General features: G+C 64.1%; 11 protein-coding genes and 1 pseudogene. 5 read left to right on the top strand and 7 right to left on the bottom strand.

What is annotated here, in order from left to right:
* Position 1: 1 nt before the first annotated feature.
* The 4 genes from EJL01_RS03150 (at position 2) to EJL01_RS03135 (ending at position 6,056) form a co-directional block, all read left to right on the top strand.
* Positions 2 to 3,319 carry a DEAD/DEAH box helicase gene (locus EJL01_RS03150; RefSeq protein ID WP_164509698.1) on the top strand — a complete coding sequence of 1,106 codons (3,318 nt, stop codon included), beginning with the start codon at positions 2 to 4 and terminating at the stop codon, positions 3,317 to 3,319.
* A 270-nt stretch (positions 3,320 to 3,589) separates the two neighbouring features.
* The gene (locus EJL01_RS03145; protein WP_125106246.1) at positions 3,590 to 5,146 is read left to right on the top strand and encodes a recombinase family protein; all 1,557 of its coding nucleotides are present in this window, start codon (positions 3,590 to 3,592) and stop codon (positions 5,144 to 5,146) included.
* A 137-nt stretch (positions 5,147 to 5,283) separates the two neighbouring features.
* A complete protein-coding gene (locus EJL01_RS03140; protein ID WP_125106245.1) occupies positions 5,284 to 5,838 on the top strand; it encodes an antirestriction protein ArdA in 555 nt (184 codons plus the stop codon).
* An 11-nt stretch (positions 5,839 to 5,849) separates the two neighbouring features.
* Complete coding sequence (locus EJL01_RS03135) at positions 5,850 to 6,056, top strand: hypothetical protein (protein ID WP_241209085.1); 207 nt, start codon at positions 5,850 to 5,852, stop codon at positions 6,054 to 6,056.
* 48 nt (positions 6,057 to 6,104) lie between these two features.
* Here the strand turns inward: EJL01_RS03135 and EJL01_RS03130 are convergent, their stop codons facing one another.
* Together EJL01_RS03130 and EJL01_RS13455 are read right to left on the bottom strand one after the other, a co-directional pair.
* Positions 6,105 to 7,049: a hypothetical protein gene (locus tag EJL01_RS03130; protein ID WP_125106243.1), complete on the bottom strand. Its 945-nt coding sequence runs from the start codon at positions 7,047 to 7,049 to the stop codon at positions 6,105 to 6,107.
* Positions 7,050 to 7,389: 340 nt separating this feature from the next.
* Positions 7,390 to 7,668: pseudogene (locus tag EJL01_RS13455) on the bottom strand (relaxase/mobilization nuclease domain-containing protein); the annotation flags it as partial.
* Here EJL01_RS13455 and EJL01_RS03120 point away from each other — a divergent pair.
* A protein-coding gene (locus EJL01_RS03120; RefSeq protein ID WP_241209084.1) for an IS3 family transposase occupies positions 7,667 to 8,841 on the top strand; the annotation gives its coding sequence in 2 pieces (ribosomal slippage) (positions 7,667 to 7,946 and positions 7,946 to 8,841; 1,176 coding nt in all). The pseudogene EJL01_RS13455 and the gene EJL01_RS03120 overlap by 2 nt on opposite strands.
* A 162-nt stretch (positions 8,842 to 9,003) precedes the next feature.
* Here EJL01_RS03120 and EJL01_RS13070 read toward each other — a convergent pair.
* The 5 genes from EJL01_RS13070 to EJL01_RS03095 all read right to left on the bottom strand — a co-directional run bounded on the left by EJL01_RS13070 (position 9,004) and on the right by EJL01_RS03095 (position 13,714).
* A complete protein-coding gene (locus tag EJL01_RS13070; RefSeq protein ID WP_206427668.1) occupies positions 9,004 to 9,576 on the bottom strand; it encodes a plasmid mobilization protein in 573 nt (190 codons plus the stop codon).
* A 95-nt stretch (positions 9,577 to 9,671) separates the two neighbouring features.
* Positions 9,672 to 9,995: a hypothetical protein gene (locus tag EJL01_RS03110; protein ID WP_125106242.1), complete on the bottom strand. Its 324-nt coding sequence runs from the start codon at positions 9,993 to 9,995 to the stop codon at positions 9,672 to 9,674.
* 17 nt (positions 9,996 to 10,012) lie between these two features.
* Positions 10,013 to 10,318 (bottom strand): DCL family protein, encoded by a 306-nt coding sequence (locus tag EJL01_RS03105; RefSeq protein WP_094394865.1) that lies wholly within the window; start codon positions 10,316 to 10,318, stop codon positions 10,013 to 10,015.
* A 10-nt stretch (positions 10,319 to 10,328) separates the two neighbouring features.
* Entirely contained in the window at positions 10,329 to 13,412 is a 3,084-nt protein-coding gene (locus EJL01_RS03100; RefSeq protein ID WP_241209083.1) for a DNA-directed DNA polymerase, read from the bottom strand.
* Positions 13,409 to 13,714 carry a helix-turn-helix domain-containing protein gene (locus EJL01_RS03095; RefSeq protein WP_009374917.1) on the bottom strand — a complete coding sequence of 102 codons (306 nt, stop codon included), beginning with the start codon at positions 13,712 to 13,714 and terminating at the stop codon, positions 13,409 to 13,411. The genes EJL01_RS03100 and EJL01_RS03095 overlap by 4 nt, the downstream gene beginning before the upstream one ends.
* Positions 13,715 to 13,922: the final 208 nt, after the last annotated feature.

Below are 13,922 nucleotides of genomic sequence, written 5' to 3'. Positions count from 1 at the left end.
CATGACCTCGGACGACGGCGACGCTCTACTACCTGGATCACCGGCACCACCAGCCGTGCCGGTGATCTCCGGGCTGCTCCCGTACGACCCAATCTCGTGTCCCGACTCGTTCCAGACCGTTGATCTTGGAGCGACCTATTCGCCGGACGACCGTCCGTTCGAGACGTTCTACATGCCGCTGCTGTCCCGGGCGGTGACCTACGACAGAGCCGTGGGCTACTGGTCAGCCTCCGAGCTTCAGTACGCAGCGCAGGGCACCGCCCACTTCCTCGCGAACGGCGGGAAGATGCGCCTGATTGTCGGGGCGCAGCTTGCGCAGCGAGACGTGGACGCTGTCATCGAAGGCAAGCCGCTCGACGACGTAGTGGCGGAGAGGCTGCTCGCCGACCCGGACCTTGCCGGGGCGCGGATCGTTCAGAGCGAGCATTTGAGCGTGCTTGCGTGGATGGTCGCCACCGACCGACTTGAGATTCGTGTCGGTGTCCCAAGAGGAGAGAACGGTGAGCTGCTTACGCATCGAGAGTCGGGGCGCTACTTCCACACCAAGTACGGCATCTTCGCGGATGGCTACGGAAATCGAGTCGCCTTCAACGGGTCGAACAACTCATCGGTGACAGCCTGGGCGAAGAACCATGAGACCTTCGACGCCTACCCATCCTGGAATGTCCCGATCTGGGACTACCTGGGTGTGCACAAGGTGCTCGACTTCGAGAAGCACTGGACAGACAACGCTGACGAAGGGTGGGCTGTCATCGACCTGCCGTCGGCAGTGCGGATGCACCTCGTCGAGCACGCACCCGACACTCCACCTCTACCACCGGGCGTCACCCTGCCTCCTTCGGAGGCGCCGACCTTCTCAGAAGACGACACCGAAGAGTTCGATGTCGAGTCGGCATGGGACGAGCTCGTCGCATTGCGCGATGCACCAACCGAATCGCCCTGGACGGGCGTCGGATCAGCATGGGCACAGCCCCTCCCGCACCAAGCAGAACTCATCAGCCGTGTCGTGAGCACCTACCCGCGCGGCTACCTGTTCGCCGACGAGGTTGGGCTCGGCAAGACCGTGGAAGCGGGCATGGTCCTCCGCGAACTTTTCACGTCGGGCCGGGGGAAGAAGGCACTACTGCTCGTGCCTGCGTCTGTGATGAAGCAGTGGCAAGAGGAACTTCACGAGAAGATGAACCTCGATGTTGCCCGCTTCGACAAGCGCACCTTCGTGGATCGCTACGACGAGCCGATCCCGGTCGATCCGAACGCCAATCCATGGTCAGCGTTCCCCATCGTGCTCGCTTCATCGCACCTCGCTCGCCGCCGCGACCGCCGGCGGCAGATTCTCGATGCCGGACCGTGGGATGTCGTCCTGGTTGACGAAGCCCACCACGCCCGTCGACGCGGCTCCAAGCCGACCGACACTCCAAACTCGCTGCTGGCACTGCTCCAAGAGATGCGAGACAAGGAGATGTGGCGCGCGCTGTATCTCGCCACGGCAACACCGATGCAGATGAACCCGCATGAAGCCTGGGACCTGATCTCCCTACTCGGGCTCAAGGGGCGGTGGGGCGTGAGTGCGGAAGAGTTCATTCGATACTTCAAGCTTCTGGCAATCGACCCGATGCACCGCCACTGGGACCTCCTGTGCGCGATGCTGGAGGACTACTTCTCCGACCAGCAGGCCGAGCGGGATGGTGACCTCGAACAACAGATCGACGACGCGCTTGGCTGGACGGGTGCATACGTGGTTACAGCTCTGGCCGGGAATCCACCGAGCGCGGACCTGAAAGCCAAGTTCCCGAACGAGACTTCCGAGTGGATGGACAAGTGGCTCCGTCGCCACACTCCGATGCGGGATCGTGTCTTCCGCAACACCCGAAAGACCATGCGCGACTACCAGGCAGCCGGGATCATCCCTAACGACGTGGTGATCCCGTATCGCCACGTCAAGGACGAGTTTATCCCGCTACAACCGAACGAGCGACGCCTGTACGAGCGGATCGAGGAGTACATCCGCCGCCACTACAACGCTTACATGGCCGAGGCTGGCAATCAGGCGCTCGGGTTCATCATGACCGTCTATCGCCGCCGACTGACCTCCTCGTTCGAAGCGATCAAACGGTCTCTTCGCCGTCGCCTGAGTGTGTTGGAGAACGGCAAAAACCTCGCCGAGCTGCTTACCGACGACGACAACGTAGATGTCGAAGGTTCGCTGTTCGAGCCAGAGGCCTTCGACACGAGAGCCGACCGCCTCCGTGACGAAATCGCAGAGCTCAAGTCGTTCCTCCAAGACCTCGATAGCATCACGGGCGAAGACAGCAAAGCGAGCAAACTTGTTGCAGACGTGACAGAGGCTCTGAACACGTACTCCTCTGTCGTCGTCTTCACCCAGTACGCCGACACGATGGACTACGTCCGCGAGCGGCTTCTCACGGCGGGGTACCGCCGCCTCGGCTGCTACTCGGGCCGAGGTGGGGAGGTCTACAACGTCGAGTCTGGAAGCTGGACCGAGGTTACGAAGTCGGAGATCAAGACCAGGTTCCGCAGTGGCGAGCTTGAAGTCCTCATCGGTACAGACTCCATGAGCGAAGGTCTGAACTTGCAAACGTCCGGGCGACTCATCAACTACGACATGCCCTGGAACCTCATGCGCGTCGAGCAGCGAATCGGGCGCGTTGACCGCATCGGTGCGTCGTACAAAGATATCCGCATCAGCAACTATTTCTACGCTGACACGGTTGAGGAGCAGGTCTACAAGGGCATCGCCGAGGACTACGGTGACTTCACCGATATCGTGGGCGACGCGGCCCCAGTGCTCGCCAATATTGAGAAGGCCATCGAGCGGTTGGCGTTGACCGGCCACGCAACGACCACCGAGATCGACTCCGAAGTCGGACAGATTCGACAGCAGGTCGAGGACATCCAGAATGAGCCTGTCGGCAACGACGACATGGGCGAACCAGGAGGTGGCGGTCGGATCAAGCAGCCGCCAACGCTGGAGGGCGGGACATCTCTGCGAGACCTGGAACGTGTACTCACCGCGAACGGCCTAACCAGTGCTGTCTTCGAGTCCGACCCTTCCCGCCCTCGGGTGTATTGGCTCAAGCCCCCGGCGGAAGCACTCTCGGCTCTGTCTTTCCAGAAAGACGATGGTGTGCACGACATCGAGGAATACTTCGACCCGTCGCCGCTCGCACCACTGCCGGTGACGTTCGATCGTGCTACCTGGGATGAGAGCGATGACGCTGACCTGGTCTTCCTGACTTATGGGACACCTGAACTCGCGGCGCTGTTGCCCGCTGACACCGAGCACGTCAGAAGCGCCTGAGCGGCGCCGACAGTTCTGAGCGCCAGCGGGCCTGTTCGATGTGATTGGGCCTATCTCTCGTTTTGGTCTACAGCGTCCCTGCTGAGGTGCTCCCGTGGTGCCGTTCCTGGCGCGTCAGATGGCACGGAGGTCTGTCGCCACCACGGCAGCGCAGAACGGCGCGGCGTGCGTTGAATGGGCGTCATAGATGGAGTCAACGAGACGCGCAGAAGGGTGAGGGCAGTAATTGCAGTTCTGTACATCACTTAGGTTTGCGCGTATCCTGAATACATGCACGAGCGCTCCACGGCACCTCGCAAGGCAGCCATCTACCTCCGCATTTCGCAGGACCGCGAGATGGACGGACTTGCCATCGACCGCCAGCGCGAGGACTGCGAGAACCTCGCCCAGTTCCGGCGCTGGGACGTCATCGAGACCTACGTGGACCAGTCCAAGAGCGCCACCGACCGAACAGCGATCCGTCCGGATTACGACCGCATGGTTGCGGACTACCTGCTCGGACGGTTCGACGCGATCATCTGCTATGACCTCGACAGACTCACTCGGCAGCCCCGGCAGCTGGAAGACTGGATCGACGCCGCCGAGCTGCGAGGTCTCGCCCTCGTCACGGCTAACGGCGACGCGGACCTCTCCACCGACGGCGGGCGCATGTATGCACGCATCAAGGCCGCCGTGGCACGTGCTGAGATGGAGCGCAAGAGCGCCCGTCAGTCGGCCGCCCAGCGTCAACGCGCCATGCAGGGGCGTGCTCCGAAGGGCATGCGCCCACTCGGCTACGCCGTAGACGGCGAGGTGATTCCCCACGAGGCAGAGGCCGTGAGGGCGATCTACGACCTGTTCACCAGGATCGAGCACCCCGAGTCGCTGCGCTCGCTCGCGCGGGCGCTCGGCGGCTCCGAGAAGATCGATGGCCTTTCGCACCTTCCCAAGCACACGCACACCGTGAGTGTCGAGCGCGCCGCCGCCCGCGAGCGGCAGGGCCTCGAACCTCGACCGATCATCGAGGACGGTCCGTGGTCTCCCTCGACCGTGCTGGGCATCCTGCGGAACCCGCGCTATGCGGCGCTGAGCACGTACACCCCGAAGTTTGCCCAGGCGGACGGGAAGCGGCGCCGGATGTGGAAGGCACAGATCCTCCGAGACGACGCCGGAGAGCCGATCCGAGGGCAGTGGGAGTCGATCGTCGACGACGAGACGTGGTGGAAGGCTCAGCAAGTCCTCGACGACACGGAGCGGGTGACGAACACATCCGGCTCGACCAAGCGCAAGCACCTCGGGAGCGGGCTCTACCGGTGCGGATACGCCGACGAGGAGACCGGCGAGGTGTGCGGGAGGAAAGTAACCGGAGCACCGCGCGGCTACAAGTGCGCGGGGCACATCGTGCGCTCGGGCGCCGCCATCGACGACTTCGTCACGACGGTCGTCGCCAAGCGTCTTGCGCGCAAGGACGCGAGGGTCATGGTCGAGATTCCGGACGGCGGGCCGCACGCGGCAGGCATCGACTCGGCGATCAGTGACCAGCGGGCGCGCATTCTGCGCGCTGAGGCCGACTACGACGCCGAGATCATCGAGGCCCGCGACCTCAAGCGCGTACGGGACGCCGCAGAAGCGCGGATCCAGGAGCTGGAAGCCGAAAAGCTCATGCAAGGCCGCGCAGGCGCGCTGTCGCCGATCCTGGGCGTCGATGACCCTGCCTCAGCATTCCGGGAAGCGTCACTTGACCTCCGTCGTCAGACCATCGACACCGTTGCCACGGTTACCCTTCTCCCGCAGCCGCGCGGGCGCAAGGGGTTCAGGACCGAGTCCGTCGTCGTCGACTGGAGGTAGACCACCTGATTGGGTAGCCACGCGGAGCGTGGCCGGGAGACCTCTTGAGAGCGGCGACGTGGCGTAAGCGCGTCGATTCACCGAGCACGACTGCCTGTCGCGCCCGCCGCTCTCCTCAACCACGGAGGAGACCCGCCATGACCACCCGAACGAACACCGACATCACTCCACGAGCCTGGATCGGCTGCCTCGCCTGCTACAACAACGCTCGTCTCGTCGGCGAATGGTTCGACGCCGAGACCGCCGACGAAGTCACCCTTGCTGACGTCCACGGCGGCGCTCATCGCGTGCGCCCTGGATGCGAGGAGCTGTGGGTCATGGACCACGAGAACATCCCCACCTCGGGCGAGATGAGCCCGTCGGAAGCCGCAGAGTGGGCACGTGTCCTCCTCGGGGTCCCCGAGCACCAGCGCGATGCTCTGTGCGCTTGGACGGCCTCCGGCAGCTACGTCGCCGAAGGCACTGGAGACCTGCCGTCTGTTTCCGACTTCGAAGAGCGCTTCTGCGGAACCTGGGGCAGTTTCCGGGACTACGCCGAGACTCTCGCCGAGGAGATCGGCCTCATCCCGCAGGACGCGCCGGAAGAGCTTGTGCGCTACTTCAACTGGGTTGCCTGGACCCGCGACCTCGAACACGACTACACGGTCGTCCGCGCCGACGCGATCTCCGTGTACGTCTTCAGGGACCTGTGAAGGGAACGATCATGAGTGCTGAGTCCAACGCCTACAGCCACGCCGAATCGTTTCGCTGGTGGGTCGGCAACCCCGAGATGGGCGATGAGGAGGCTCACCTCCATGACCTGCTCGCCCTGCACAAGGCAACCGTCGAGCTGATCCGCCAGCAGCGCGACCTTCTCGGGTATTACGACACCGATGCCGAACTGTTCGGCGATGACCCCGACGTCGACTGAGTCCAGAGTGCCCGTAGCTTCGGCTACGGGCACTCGCTTTTCTTCCGACTACCAGCCCCGATAGCTCTCGTACAGCTTCTTTCCGAGCCACCAGAGCAGCCAGCCGAACAGAGCGCATCCGCCCAGGGCGGCGAGGGCAATGAGTGCCTTCGCCCACCAGGCACTCGCGGCGGCGAACGAGTCCCAGGCCCATCCGAGCAGTGGCCCGAGGCCGAGCACCTGCGTGATCCCGCCGACCATCCCCGTGAGCATGATGAACGTGACAGTGAACGGGATGAGGGCAAGGCACATACGACCGACCGATGTCCAGGTGACCTTCGCCGAGAGCCGCTCGACTCGCCGCTCGGCCCGCCCGACAGCACCGACCACCTCGTGGGCGCGGCCGGTCACCTCAGCGAGCTTCTCAGTGCCGAGCCTGCCCACCCGATCTTCGAGCCCCGCGACGGTCTGCTCGACCCTCTGGACTGGAGCTTCGACAGCCTTCGCCAGACATTGATCAAGCACCTTCACAGCGTGCTCGGTGAGCTTGTCCGTGTCGATACGGACGTTGCCGCGCTTACGGACGGCCTCGGCGAGGTCAGCCGAGGCCGAAGTCGTCGACTTCAGCTCCTCGCTGATCTTCGTCGTCATCGAGTACGCGGCCAGGTCCGCCCTGGTGACCGAGGACCCGTCGGGCAGCTTCACGACCTCGCTGCTGCTCAGCTGCTGCGCGACGGCGCTCAGCGTCTTCTCGATCTCGTTCAGCCGCTTCTTCGTCTCGGCGTCGAGCGGCAGCGTGGAGGGAAGCTCGTGCTGCCGCGAGGTCGATAGGCGATCCAGCCGCGTCATCTGCTCCTCGTCCATCACCTTCACGTACTCGGTCAGGTCGGCGACGGTCTTCGTCAGCTGCGCGATCTGCTGCATGTCGGCGTCGTGCTGTGAGATCAAGTTCTCCAGGAGCTCCGTAGTCTTCTGCTGCTCGTCGGCCTGCTTGATCCTGTCCAGCGCTCCCATGAGCCTGTCCCTTCTGTGCGTGATAGTCGAAGATCTCTTGAGCACCTTCGGCGGTGAATTCGGGTGTCAGCGCCGAGGCCTTCTTCCGTCCGAGCTTCCCGTTGTCATCCCGGCGCATCTTGTAACTCCAACCGTCGCGGCTCGTCACCGCGAGCGTGACCCCGCGCTCGGCGAGGACGTGCTCGAACGCCTCGCGATTCGTTGAGCGCGAGTCGGTCAGTGCGTCATAGACCTTGTCCCCGAGTGCCTGCTCGAATCCGCCCGGCGCGAAGTCCTCGCGCCGCAGCTCCCAGTCGGGCTTCGGTTCCGCGGGATCGGGGAGCACCCGCAGGCCCTCGTCTGCCATCAGCTCGTCGTTCAGCTGGCGCAGTCCGTGCTTCCACGAGGTGTACCGCTGGAGGCTCTTACCGGTGAGGTTGTCGTGGTTGATGACCAGGATGTGTGCATGCCCGTGACCTCCGGCGGAATCAGAGTGCACCGCGACCATGTAGTCAGCGCTGTGCATGCGTTCCGCGAGTTCGACGGCTACGTCCCGGATGCGTGGGACTGCCGAAGGTTTGGTTGACTCCAAGACCGCATGATTCCTGAGAGGGCGTCGTGCTGAAAGGATGGCAACCATGCCGAAGATCACCTACACCGACGAGTTCAAGCGCGACGCGGTCGCGTTGGTCGAGTCGGGTATCCCTCAAAAGCAGGTCGTCAAGGACCTCGGAGTGGCGAAAACCACGCTGCAGGCATGGCTCCGTGACGCGAGGTTCAAGTCCCATGGGATGACCCCGACCACCGATCCAGAGGCGCGCAAGGACATGTCGCAGGCACTGCGTCGGATCCGGGAGTTGGAGATGGAAAACGAGGTGCTACGGCGCGCGGCGGCGTATCTGTCGCAGGCTCACATCACGCCCCCAAAATGATCTATCCGCTCGTGAAGGAGATGGCCGCGGTCGGTGCCCGGGTGAGGGTGCCGGTGGCGGTCGCGTGCCGGATACTGGGATTCTCCAAACAGGGCTACTACAAGTGGCTCAAGCAACCGGTGTCAGCCCGTGAGGCCGAGGAGCAAGAGCTCATCTCGGTGTTGCATCAGCTTCACAACGACGACCCGGAGGGCGGCTACCGGGTGCTGGCAGACGACCTCGCTGAGTTGGGCTACGAGTTGTCCGAGCGCAGAGTGTGGCGGTTGTGCCGGGTCGCCGGCATCCAATCGGTGTTCACCACGCGGAAGACTCGCTACAAGAAGGCCGGCGCGCCGGTTCACGATGACCTGGTCAACAGGCAGTTCAGCGCCGACGGCCCCAACGAGCTATGGCTGACCGACATCACCGAGCACCGCACCCGCGAGGGCAAGGTCTACCTGTGTGCGATCAAGGACGTGTTCTCCAACCGGATCGTCGGCTACTCGATCGATTCACGGATGAAGGCCCGGATCGCCGTCAACGCGCTCGAGATGGCAGTGGCCCACCGAGGCCGGCCCGCTGGGGTGATCGTCCATTCCGATAGAGGGTCCCAATTCCGGTCGCGCCGCTTCCGCAAAGCGCTGAAGCGCCACAGGCTACGTGGCTCGATGGGCAGGGTCGGGGCATGTGGCGATAACGCCGCGATGGAGTCGTTCTTCGCGCTCCTGCAGAAGAACGTCCTCGACCGTCGATCCTGGGGCACACGAGAGGAACTGCGCCTGGCCATCGTGTCCTGGATCGAGGGCAAGTACCACCGCAAACGCCGTCAACGCCGACTCGGGAAACTCACCCCCATCGAGTTCGAACTCATCATGAACCCAGCCGCTACACTGGCGGCATAAACCCGGAGGTCAACCAAACCTTCAGCGGACCCGACATCGCATACGCGGCTGCACGTGTCGATCCGACCTTGAGGAGCTCCTTTCGCACCTCAGGGTCACGCCCGTAGAGGATGTACCCAACAGCTCCTGCAGCGTTGGTCGAGGGGCGGACGTTCACGGTACTCATACCCGTGTCCGATCGCCGAGCGAGGCACGCATCTCGTCCACCGCAACCATCACCGCGTGAAGGAGACTGTCATCGACGGCAGCACCCTTGCGGAGCGCCTGGTTCAGGTTCACACCAACTCGACGCAGCTGCTCTACTGCCGGAGCAAGAGACGTGAGCGCCGCCTCCTTCAATCCCGCGTTGTTCTCCAGCTGATCGACCTTCGAGGACCTCGAGTCCAGCGCGTCGAGCATGACGGCACGAGCCCATGCGCTCGGCTTGACGCTGAGCACGTGGGCACGGCGGCGGATCGCATCGCGATCAGCCACCGTCAGCCGGACGTCGAGAGAGACCTCCCGACGACGGCTGTTCCGAGGCTCCACCGGAGCCTCGGCCGACTCTGCCCTCTGCGCAGCACCACGACCGGTGTTCACCTGGGGGTCGTGGTGCTGCTCCGCTGCCAGGGCCGGGTCTTCCGCACACCCCTCCGCACGAGCCCGACCAGCGCTGCTTGGGGAGTCGGGCTCGCTCTCCGGGGCGTACGGAAGACGGCCAGCAGGGTTTTTGTCGGACATTTCGCTGACGCTCATGTCCTCCAAGAACCGCTGGCCCTCGTCCTCGGTCGCTGCGCTCCCTGCGGGCGAGGGGGTGCCGGGACACTGACGCAAGTCCCGGATCGGAGTCGTCAGCCGTTCCACTGTGCCGCCTCCTCATGCTCGGGATCGACCGTCTGCGAGGCAGTTCCGTCGTTCACCGATCCCGAAGACGATGCCGCCTTCTTCGCACGCCTCGACCTCTTCGCCTTCTCTGCCTCCAAGGCATCGGCCGCCTCCTCGGAGAGCCGGTCGTAGAGGTCGGGGCTCTGGTCGCGCAGCAGATCGATGACCTTCTCGTCGATGCGGCGCTGCTCGGCAGCGACGGCACGCTTGAGCTTGGTGATGCGCTCGGACGCACGGCGGCGCTCCTGCTCGATCAGCGCGTCGAGATTGGTCGTGGTCTTGTTGCTCATGGTCAGTGCCTTTCGGTTCAGTGACCTTCCGGTCGCAAGTTGTTGATGCACTTCTTGATCGACCAGTTGTCGATCGACCCGTCCTCCCGAAAGACGAGAAAGTTCCTCGTGCCCCACTCAGGGATGAGGGCGACGGTGATCCAGAAGACGCCAGCGCCGTGCTTGCGGTCGGCCTCTGGATGGTGGGCGAGGAGGTCACGGGCGAACGACTCATCGGAACCGCGCAGGACCTCCCCGAGCCCCGCTCGGTTCAGCACGGCACTGGCGTGGTTGGCGACTTTCTGCTTGGTGGCGAAGGCAAGTCCTCCGAGGCTGTAGCTCATCGTCACCACCTCACGAAGCGCCAGCAGAAGCCGACTCGTCAAAGGGGTCGATCGCCCGCATCCACTTGACGTAGGGGCGGATCGCCTCCAGGTCGATGTCGATCTGGCGCTCGGCCTTCGACCGGGCGTGCGACCAGAACCGCTCCTTCACGCGAGGCAGCCCGAATGCCTCGAACGCATCGAGCCTGTCTGCCAGAGGCTGTCCCGGATGGAGCCAAGGGATGTCGATGATCTCCTGGCGGAAGGCGATCACGATGCCTTTGGCGATGTGCTCCAGCTGCTCTGCATGGGCGATCGAACCGTCCTCATCGAGCAGAGCGTCGAGCCGCGCAAAGTAGTCCTTCCACTGCTCGACAGTCCGCCGAACGGGGGAGCGAATCCACACGGGTTCGCCGAGGCCGTCGTCCCACTCCTTGAGGCCCTGGTCGACCGAACGCCCCAACGTGGCCTGCTCGGGAGAATCCCAGGGCACGGTGTGCACATGGGCGACCTCATGCTGGACGCCGTCGATGTCGATGACGTCGACCGACATCCCATCGGGGACGGGGCGGCGCTTTCGGTCGAACTCGATGGTCTGCTCCTTGTGGACCACGCGCGGCGCGAAGTCCAGCCGGTTGTCGATGCGGGTCAGTTCCTGCACCGAGGGAAAGACCTTCATCGTCACCGGGAGTGCGCCCTCACGACTCGCCATGAGCTCGTACATGAGCTCGCGGTCGGCCTGGCTGTCCTGCTCGATGCCCTCTGGAAGCTTGTAGCCACCGTGTGCCAGGACGCCGGCAGGCTGTCGGCTGAAGTTCGCCCGGGTAGTGATGTTGAGCAGGTCGGTCTGCTGGTGCTTGCGCTCCCACATCCCCTGCGAACCGGTCAGCGCGAGCCGGGACTCACGCCAGATCGGACCGAGCCCGAAAAGGTCGAGGCTGTCGACCACGTCCAGATCGGCATCCGTGATGAATCCGTCCGTAGTGCAGGACGGCGTGCTGTAGCCCAGGTTGTGAAGCTGGTTCAGCGTCGCAAGCAGAACCGCGCGCACGAGGCCGGTAGTCATGGACGCGTGCCAGGGTGAGGTGATCGCGGACCCGCCGACCGCATCACGTTCCTGCGCCCAGGCATCCCAGCCCCGCTGGCCCATAACTCCCTGCGCCAGCTTGCCGTAGGGAGAGTTCGCCATCAGCTTCAGGACGTTCTGCTCGAACGACTTCGCACCGAACTCCGCCTTGGCCCGCGCACGGTCATCGAGGAGCTGCTTGTACGCACCCCGGAGAAGCCGAGAGGGCTCACCATGCTCATCGGTGAGGACCCGTCCGAAGTGGCCGATCTGACAGGTCACAGTCGCGCCAAGCGTGAGGGCGAGCCAGACCTCGGGACCGGTTGCCCAGACCCCACGAGCACCACCGCTTGTGAGCGGATAGACCATCGACCCCTCGACCGGAACCGGCAACGAAGGGAACGCGACCGTGCTCGGGAACTCGAAGCTCACGAACCCGAGGAACGGCGTGAGTGGGCTCTTGAAGTCGGACAGCGTGAGGTCGGCGTTGTTCACCGTCTTCAGAATCACGCCATCGGGATGCTGGTAGTCGACATCCCAAATCGTCGAACTGGACGTGGGGTAGCAGGACTGAAGATCGAAGTCACTGGTCACGCGCGCGAACAGCCCAAGCTCGGCAGACATGTTGTACCCGCCTCTAAAGCTCATCGCCGCAGCATGGATCCACGTCGCCGCAGCACCGTCGATCGGCTCCAGCGCCCGGACGCGGTAGAAGTCGAGCTGCTGCTCGTCTACACCGGGAGCACCCTCGCGGGTCTTCGTCACCTTGTGGAGTCCGCCGAAGACGGTATTGAAGTCGCGCCCCTCGCCCAGCTCGTCCTGGATAAGGCCCTTCACCGCCTTCGCCGCAGCAGTGGGCAAGGTCAACGGGACAGCACGGTGATCGCCGTATAGCTGGCTCACGTATTCCAGAGCGATCACGGCATCATTCGCCGCGTAGTCGAGGAACTCCGCAGGATGCATGTCGAAGTATTCGTCCATCCGGGTGATCCAGTCACTAGGAACATCCAGCTTCGGCGCTCCGATCGCCGCACCGAGTGCCTTGAGCGGCTCAGCACCGCTCTGCGCCATCGTGTCGCGGATCGAGACTTCCACCGGCAGCTTCCACCGCCAGTTCTCGCCGGAAAGCACCATGCGGGCGGGCTTGGTCGACACCATGCCCGCGCTGGCCGAGATCACCGTGCGGAGAATGTCCGGGGCGCGACCGTCCAGCCACCGGGCACGTCGACCGTCCCAACCCGCACGATCAGACAGCGTCTTCGACCGACCGGGATACGCCTGGTTCCAGACGTTGATCGCCTTCCGGCGGTCGACGAAAGTAGTCAGGTCGGCGTGCTGGTAGTGCGCCACCAAAGTGATCGGCAACGCCCTGGGCGTCCCCTCGGGACTGTGCTTGAACCACACTGAGGGGTGGGACTTGCCGTCGTCACCGATGGCAGACTGCGCCGAGACGCCCTTGTCAGTCCACCCAACTGCGAGCCTGTGCTCATGAAGACCCAGGCTCATGATCGCGATCTCAAGGCCCTTCTCGAAGGACAGTCGCGCCGTACGAGAGCCGCGCGGCCCCCTGTAGCTCCGGGGGATGACCACGCAGAGCCGGAGCTGGGAATCATCGAGAGGGTCAATCGCGGCGAACTGATAAGACACAATCTTCCGCACCATGTGCTCGTCCTCGCCGACCCATACGCGGTCGGCATCCATCAGATCGACAGTCACGAACTCGGTGTCGAAGCCGATGACGATGGAATCCTGATCCGTGGACATCGCGGCCACCGAGGGGTACTGCCCGAAGCCGGCAGCGCCGCGCGCTCCGCGTGCTATTGAACGAGTCAGGACCTCGAACTCGGCCGGGTGCTTCCGCGACGTCGCCGAGTCCGCCACCACTGTCCGAGACCAGCCCGCCGCATCGATCGGGTCGCGAGCATCGGCGGCGGCGGCGTCATGGGGTTGCTCCCCATACGGCGGTGCCGCCATTGCCGTTCTACCAGGGGTTTCAGTGGTGTCGCGCGTGAAGAAGAGGTCTTTCGTGCACGCGAGCCCGGCGCTCATGCCGCACCGCCGAAGATCGCGCTGAGGCGGCGGACCTGGGCGTCGCTCAGCGGGGGAGCAGAGCTGGCGAGACGTTCTGCGGCGGCCTCGACCTCCTCGAAGGTGGGCTGTCGCTTTGGGACCGCGAGGGCATTAAGGTCAGACCGCAGAACCTTGATGCGGCCTCCAACCTTGACCGCAGGAAGCTTGCCCTGGGCGATGTATCGCCGAAGGGTCTGATACGCGCCGAAGCCAAGTTCGACGGCATCGGTGAGGTTGAGGTAGTGGGTGAGGTCGGACGAGGGAGGCGGGGAGTACCCCATGACAACTCCAGACAGCTTGAACTGTCCGGAGACGGGGGAATAGTTGTCCGGCTACTTTCCCGGTCGCCGTGCGCGATGCTCCACTGGGCCCTGAGGGACCTCCGTGCCTTACGGGAGAAGTCACTCCCTGCCGGGTCGTCTGTATCTCAATCTCGACGTGGTTCCCGGCGCTACCCGGTGCTGACTATGCGCTGCTCACCACAGCCCA

Source organism: Gulosibacter massiliensis, from assembly GCF_900626105.1.
In the GTDB taxonomy this organism is placed as follows: domain Bacteria; phylum Actinomycetota; class Actinomycetes; order Actinomycetales; family Microbacteriaceae; genus Gulosibacter; species Gulosibacter sediminis.
This window is presented reverse-complemented; position numbering and strand designations above follow the sequence as displayed.